The organism is Anianabacter salinae (assembly GCF_019061145.1).
Taxonomy (GTDB): domain Bacteria; phylum Pseudomonadota; class Alphaproteobacteria; order Rhodobacterales; family Rhodobacteraceae; genus Anianibacter; species Anianibacter salinarum.
Window position 1 is genome coordinate 23,525 of sequence record NZ_JAHQZS010000012.1, and the last position, 6,143, is coordinate 29,667.

At 61.6% G+C, this 6,143-nt stretch carries 5 protein-coding genes and 1 pseudogene; 4 read left to right on the top strand and 2 right to left on the bottom strand.

Annotation, left to right across the window (positions count from 1 at the left end):
• The first annotated feature begins 24 nt into the window (after nt 1–24).
• Both KTJ87_RS17970 and KTJ87_RS17975 read left to right on the top strand, forming a co-directional pair.
• A complete protein-coding gene (locus tag KTJ87_RS17970) occupies nt 25–549 on the top strand; it encodes a TRAP transporter small permease (protein ID WP_267140536.1) in 525 nt (174 codons plus the stop codon).
• A gap of 23 nt (nt 550–572) precedes the next feature.
• Nucleotides 573–1,877: a TRAP transporter large permease gene (locus KTJ87_RS17975; protein WP_267140537.1), complete on the top strand. Its 1,305-nt coding sequence runs from the start codon at nt 573–575 to the stop codon at nt 1,875–1,877.
• A gap of 376 nt (nt 1,878–2,253) precedes the next feature.
• Here the strand turns inward: KTJ87_RS17975 and KTJ87_RS17980 are convergent.
• Nucleotides 2,254–2,399: pseudogene (locus KTJ87_RS17980) on the bottom strand (transposase); the annotation flags it as partial.
• A 310-nt stretch (nt 2,400–2,709) separates the two neighbouring features.
• Between KTJ87_RS17980 and KTJ87_RS17985 the strand changes: the two are divergent.
• Together KTJ87_RS17985 and KTJ87_RS17990 are read left to right on the top strand one after the other, a co-directional pair.
• The gene (locus KTJ87_RS17985; RefSeq protein ID WP_267140538.1) at nt 2,710–2,889 is read left to right on the top strand and encodes a hypothetical protein; all 180 of its coding nucleotides are present in this window, start codon (nt 2,710–2,712) and stop codon (nt 2,887–2,889) included.
• Between the two features lie 161 nt (nt 2,890–3,050).
• Complete coding sequence (locus tag KTJ87_RS17990; RefSeq protein WP_267140539.1) at nt 3,051–3,185, top strand: hypothetical protein; 135 nt, start codon at nt 3,051–3,053, stop codon at nt 3,183–3,185.
• 56 nt (nt 3,186–3,241) lie between these two features.
• Here KTJ87_RS17990 and KTJ87_RS17995 read toward each other — a convergent pair whose 3' ends face one another.
• Entirely contained in the window at nt 3,242–6,040 is a 2,799-nt protein-coding gene (locus KTJ87_RS17995; RefSeq protein ID WP_267140540.1) for a hypothetical protein, read from the bottom strand.
• Between the last annotated feature and the right edge of the window lie 103 nt (nt 6,041–6,143).

Below are 6,143 nucleotides of genomic sequence, written 5' to 3' on the forward strand. Positions count from 1 at the left end.
CAACTCCAGCACCGGAGCCGTGCCATGCGCGCCCTTCTCGACGGTCTCTACATCGCGAGCGGCCGGCTCGCGGCGTTCTTCCTCTTGATGATCGCTGTGACCATCGTTGCACAGATCGCGGGCCGTATGGTCGGCGTGACGATCGACTCGACCGAAAGCGGCGGGTTCTTCCTCGCGGGGACAACGTTCCTTGGCATGGCCTACACCCTGAAGACTGGTGGCCATGTGCGCGTGACCCTGCTCGTGTCGCGGCTGCCGCTTGGCATGGCGCGGGCCGCCGACATCGCCGTGACCGCCTTCGCGGCCTTCGGCTGCGCCTGCCTCACCTGGCAGACGGCCGTGCTGGTTCATGATTCCTGGCGCTTCGGCGACCTCAGCCCGGGACTTCTGGCAGTGCCGTTCTGGATTCCGCAATCTGCCATGTTGGCGGGGCTCTGCGTTCTCACCATCGCGTTGCTCGACGAGCTGACACTGCTGTTGGTCGGCCGCGAACCGGGTTTCGCAGTCCCGCAGGAGACCGCGCTCGACGGCTTCGAGCACATCGACTGAAACCGACAAGCGGGGAACCGGGCATGGACATCCTTTCGATCACTGCGACCCTTGGCGCGGTCCTTCTGGTGCTGCTTGCGGGCGGGCTCTGGATCGGGGTGACACTCATGGCGGTCGGTTTTCTCGCAATCTTCGCCTTTTCGCCCGCACCGGCGGGTTCGCTCATGGCCACGACCGTCTGGGATCACAGTTGGAACTGGGCGCTGACCGCGCTGCCACTTTTTGTCTGGATGGGCGAGATCCTCTTTCGCTCACGGCTTTCGGAAGACATGTTCTCGGGCTTGGCGCCCTGGCTGGACCGGTTGCCGGGGCGTCTGTTGCACGTCAACATCGTCGGCTGCGGGGTCATGGCGGCGGTAGCCGGGTCGTCGGCGGTCACCTGCGCGACGGTGGGGCGAATGAGCCTTCCCGAATTGCAGCGCCGAGGCTACGCCGAGAACATTTCGATCGGCACGCTCGCGGGCTCGGGCACGCTCGGGCTGCTCATTCCGCCGTCGATCATGATGATCGTCTACGGCATCTCGGCCCAGCAATCTATCTCGCGACTCTTCATCGCCGGGATCGTGCCGGGGCTGATGATCATGGCGCTCTTCATGGGCTACGTCATGCTCTGGTCGCTGTTCAACCGCGATGCCATTCCGGCCGCCGACGAGCGGCTTCCGTTCATGGAGAAGCTGCGCCGGTCGCGGCGGCTCATTCCCATCGTGATCCTGATCGCCACGGTCATCGGGTCGATCTATGGCGGCTATGCCACCCCGACCGAGGCCGCGACCCTCGGCGTCGCGGGCGCGCTTCTGCTCGCATGGACGACCGGGTCGCTGACCGTTTCGACGTTCATCGAGAGCCTCATGGCCGCGACCCGGACAAGCTGCATGATAACCGCCATCATCCTTGGCGCAGCCTTTCTGTCGGTCGGGATGGCATTTCTCGGCATTCCTATGGCGCTGGCCGCCTGGGTCGCCGGGCTCGGCCTGTCGCCGGGAATGCTGTTGGTCCTGTTGACACTCATCTACATCGGTCTCGGGTGCTTCTTGGAAGGGGCGTCAATGATCGTCCTCACGACCACCGTTGCGCTCCCGATGGTCGTGGGAGCCGGGTTCGACCCGATCTGGTTCGGCATATACCTGATCCTCGTCGTCGAGATGTCGCAGATCACGCCGCCGGTCGGTTTCAACCTCTTCGTGCTGCAGGGCATGAGCGGGCGCGATATCTGGAAGGTAACGAAGGCGTCGGCTCCGTTCTTCTGCCTTCTTGTCGTCGCGGTCGTGCTTTGCGCTGTCTTTCCGGGCATCGTCACCTTTCTGCCGAACATGATGCTGGCCCGATGATCCGGCACGGTCCGGCGATCTTCCCCTGTCCGAGGTCAGACCTGAGATGGCCTTCTGATCCAGGCGTCGCGCGATCCTGTCCGCAAGCGCCGTGAACCGGCAGTCGAGTTCCAGACGGAAAATGTCGCTCGCGCCCGCAAGCTCTGCCAGCACACAGGAAATCAGGCAGTCCGGCGTCTGGCTGTCGCGTTTCCCAAGCGCCACGACATTGGCGAAGAAGGCCGAGAGATCGGCCTCCAGTGTCCCGCAAGGCCCAAGCGCATCGGCGATCAGCCCGATCCGCGTCACGACGCAAAGGGCGATGGCCGCAAGGAACAGACCCTCCTTACCGGTTCGTCCGCCATCTCGGCGGCGGGGAGGACCAGCTTCCCTTGCTTAGCCAGGCCTCCTGGATCACCGCCGTCAGCGCATTCTCCACTGAGCGCCGTGGCTCAAGAAAGGACGGGAAATACGGACCGGGCGCAGTCGGGAAATGCGCAATTCCACGCTGCCCGCGCGGGTCTGCCAATCCCGATCACGGTGCACTCCAGGTCAAGGAAGGGGACCGAAACCCGACCGGTTCATTTGCGTTTCCTTTCTGTGTGTTGTTTCACCTCCAGCTAGCCTGATACCTAGACAAACAGTGTTCAAATCCTGCCTTCCCGCAACCAAAAATACCCATACATTACAATGATCTGCGCACCGCCCTCACGGGCGATGTTTGCGTTGCCGCAGCCCGCGGAAGCACTGTAACGCCTACCGAGTCTGGCCTCAGCTGGACACCCGCAAGAACCTAGCGGGATTGGCGGTATCGTGATTCACGCGCTCCACAGGCATGGATGAGGAGCGGCGCATGCATCAACGGAGTTTTTTCGATTTGTCCGAACATCTTGAGGTTCTGAGCAAGCACGGCGATCCGCTCGAGGTGCTGGATGCGACGATGGATTTCGAGCATTTCCGGGGCTGGCTTGTCGAGGGTCTGGGCTACGGCGACGGACCCAAAGGCGGCCGCCCGCCGTTCGATCCGGTGTAGACGTTCAAGGCGCTGATCCTGCAGGCCCACCACGATCTCTCGGACGCGCGGATGGAATTCATGATCCGGGACCGGCTGTCCTGGATGCGCCAACCCCTGACGAGAACACGATCCGGCACTTTCGCAACCGGCTTACCGAGACCGGCACGCTGAAGCGCGTGATGAAGGCCTTCGACTGGCAACTTCACGAGAAGGGATACTTCCCGATGTCGGGGCAGATCGTGGATGCCAGCCTGGTTCCGGCCCCAAAGCAGCGCAACACCGATCCCGCTTGGTTCTTGCGGGTGTCCAGCTAGAAGTGGGGGCAGCACCTATGAGTTTCAGGCTCCCCCCGAACTAAGCGCGATCACCCTCAAAACCGGGCAAGGAAAGCCTCCGGGTTTTGGCTGACATCCTGTGCGAATCCGGTGACCGCAACCAGTAGGTTGTCGGGGCCTCTGGTGATCTCTGACAGGGTGGTGGCGAGCGACGCGCCGAATTGCTCGACCGCGGGGCGATCCTCTGACGGAACAAGGTCAAGGAAATCGGGGTGCATCACGACGGTGGCGAGGATCTTGAGGTTGGACGCTGCCGACACGGTCTTTTGTTGCAGTTCAATAGCCTGGTTGGCGATTGTTGTCCTCTGAGACTGGGCGTCCTGCTCATCCCTGGGCGGCTTCGTGGCAGTGCGGAACATCTCGGCCAGCCCGAACTGCATGTTGCGCACAAAGCCTTGCGGCAGGAAGTTCACAAGGCTGAGCGTCGCGCCGGAGTTTGGCGACAGACCAAGGATCTCGCCGTGATGGTCGCGCGCAAAACGGTCAAGCGCGGTCGCCACGCCCGGACTGGCGAGCGCGGCCTGATTTGTCCCGATGGCGGACAGAGCCGGTCGCATGGCCGCAGCAAGCCTGCCGAAGGATGTGTCCTTTCGGTCGATCTCGGCCAGAACGCCGGTTTCTCCGCCGATCATCTGGTTCATCTCTGTCTGCAACAGTCCGAACCCGTGCGTCACGCCACCCTCGGAGCCGGTGTCGATCATCAGCGCCGTGAAATGCCCCTCCATCCGCGTGGCGGGGGTTCCGGTGGGCAATCCGGTGGTGGACGCCCGGGCTTCGATCAGCGAATTCACCCGCTCCCCAAGGTTGTTGGCCACCTGCTTTCGGACATCCCCGTCGGGGAAACTCTTCGCCAACTCTTCAAGATGGCCGCCGATCTTTTCGAGAGTGCCATGGCTCAAGTTTTCCAGCCCGTTGGCGACCCGTGCCATGATCTCCCGGGCGGCATCAAGGTCGAGCGCCATTGCCTGTCCTGTCAGGGTGCTGAGCAACGCGCGCGCTTCGAACTTGCCCAGATCGGGCTTCATCAGCGCATCCCGCAGTCCGATCGCGTGGTCGTTGAAGGTGGCGCGCGTGACACCGCTCGGTGAGGGTTTGACGGTTCGGCCAAGCTCTTCGCGCAGCTGGATTTGTTCATGGTTGAGCAGTTGGTTCTGACCGTCGAACCGCTGCAGCAGCCTGTTGGCCAGATCGTGCACGCCGCTCTGTGCCAGTCCGGCAACCGCTGCTCTTGTCTCGTTGAAGTCCAGCGCTTCTCCGCGTCCGGCCTTGCCCAGAATGTCGAGCAGCGCGGGGTTGAAATCGAGTGCCGACAGTAGTTTGATTGCCGTGGCCGAGATGTCGCCGCCGGCCGGGTCGGGATAGTCTGCTAGGCTCATGGCGTCGTTGATCGTGTCGAACATTTCGCGGTATGCGATCATCGTCTCCTTGCTTTCCAGCCCAGGATTGAACCGGAACCGATCGCCGCCAATGGTAGAGATGTTCGCATGCGCAAAACCGAAGCTCGCGCGACCCTGGAGCGGCATGTCCTTGCCCGGCAGGACGACATACTTGTTGATGAGATTGAAAAGCGAACTGTAGCCGTCCTCGGCCTTCGGGTTGTCCGGGTCAATGAAGGCGCTGCGCAGATCGACGAAGACAGCGCCGCGATCGCTGTTCGGCGTGACCTGAAAGAAGCGCTGTCCCACGGTATCCGGTCGCAGGAAGCTGTCGGTTGCAAAGCCCGGGCGGTTGGTTTCCGACTGCGGATCGAGCATCATCCGTGTGTTGGCGACGATGCCGTTGCGGTATGCAGACAACTCGCTGCGCGCTGTGCTCTGGAGATAGGTCAGCCCTTGCAGATTGAAGCTGGAAATCTTGTCGCCTTCGTCGCCGGTAGAGCGCATTCCGTTCATGAAATCGCCGAAAGCTTCGGACTTGTTGAAGCTTGCCGTGATGCCGCCGTTGTAATTGTCAAAGCCGGCCATGTCGAATTTCTGCGCGCTGCGGTAGAACACGACGTTCAGTTTGCCGTCTTCGATCGCCTTTGCGACGACCGGGTCAGAGAGCAATTCGCGGATCTCGGTGCCGTCTGGATCGGAGATCGTGTTGTCGATGGCCACGGTGAAACGGTCTGACACCAGATCGTTCTGGATCAGCGACTTGACCTGCCCTAGAACGTTCAGGTCGGCATATTCGCTGACCCCCATGCCGATGTTGTGGTGGAATTCCGCGACGAACAGGTCCAGTTTCGCGCCGGACTCTCCTAGTGCCTCGCCGATCCCGATGATGGATTGCCCGTGGTTGGTGTCGCTGACCGTATGGGTCGTGTTGCCTTTGGCGTGGCCAAGGTTGATCTGGCTTTCGTAGTATGAATTTTCCAGCACGGCGATCTGCAGCGGACCTTCGCGACCCCTCATGTTTTCCAGCCCCGAGATGACAGAGGACAGACCGCGCATGCCAGAGTTCTTGAGCATGAATTCCGGTTCGATCCCTCGCGTCTCCAGCACTTTGCTGTAGCCGGCGACCCCCTTCATGACGGTGTTGAAGTCCTCTTGTCCGAACGGTTCAGCAAGGGCCACCAGATTGGCGATGTCGGCCTGTATCAGGTTCATCGCCCCCAGAAACGCGTTCTGGTCGCCGCCCTTTGCAAAGCCGACCGCCGATTGAACACCGGCCTGGATATGGTTCAACTGGTAGGTCAGAAGATCGCCCAGACCCTTTTCCTCCATCCTATCGAACAACCCGATGCCCTCGAACCCCTGTAGCATCTTCGTGGTGACGGCCGAGAGCGTCTTGAACATCGGCACATCGAGCCTGTCCTCTTGCGGTTGAGACAGGGCCGAAAACTCGGTCATGAACCCGGTGCCCATGAATTGTGCGATGGACTTGCCCGGATTTCGTGGAGAGCGTCTAGCTCACTTCGCGCGCCTTTCGCTCGAAGGCGATGGGGCTCTGGAA

Coding starts and splice junctions, on each gene's coding strand:
- KTJ87_RS17970 (WP_267140536.1), top strand. CDS start 25: ATGCGCGCCCTTCTCGACGGTCTCTACATCGCGAGCGGCCGGCTCGCG.
- KTJ87_RS17985 (WP_267140538.1), top strand. CDS start 2,710: ATGCATCAACGGAGTTTTTTCGATTTGTCCGAACATCTTGAGGTTCTG.
- KTJ87_RS17990 (WP_267140539.1), top strand. CDS start 3,051: ATGAAGGCCTTCGACTGGCAACTTCACGAGAAGGGATACTTCCCGATG.
- KTJ87_RS17975 (WP_267140537.1), top strand. CDS start 573: ATGGACATCCTTTCGATCACTGCGACCCTTGGCGCGGTCCTTCTGGTG.
- KTJ87_RS17995 (WP_267140540.1), bottom strand. CDS start 6,040: ATGACCGAGTTTTCGGCCCTGTCTCAACCGCAAGAGGACAGGCTCGAT.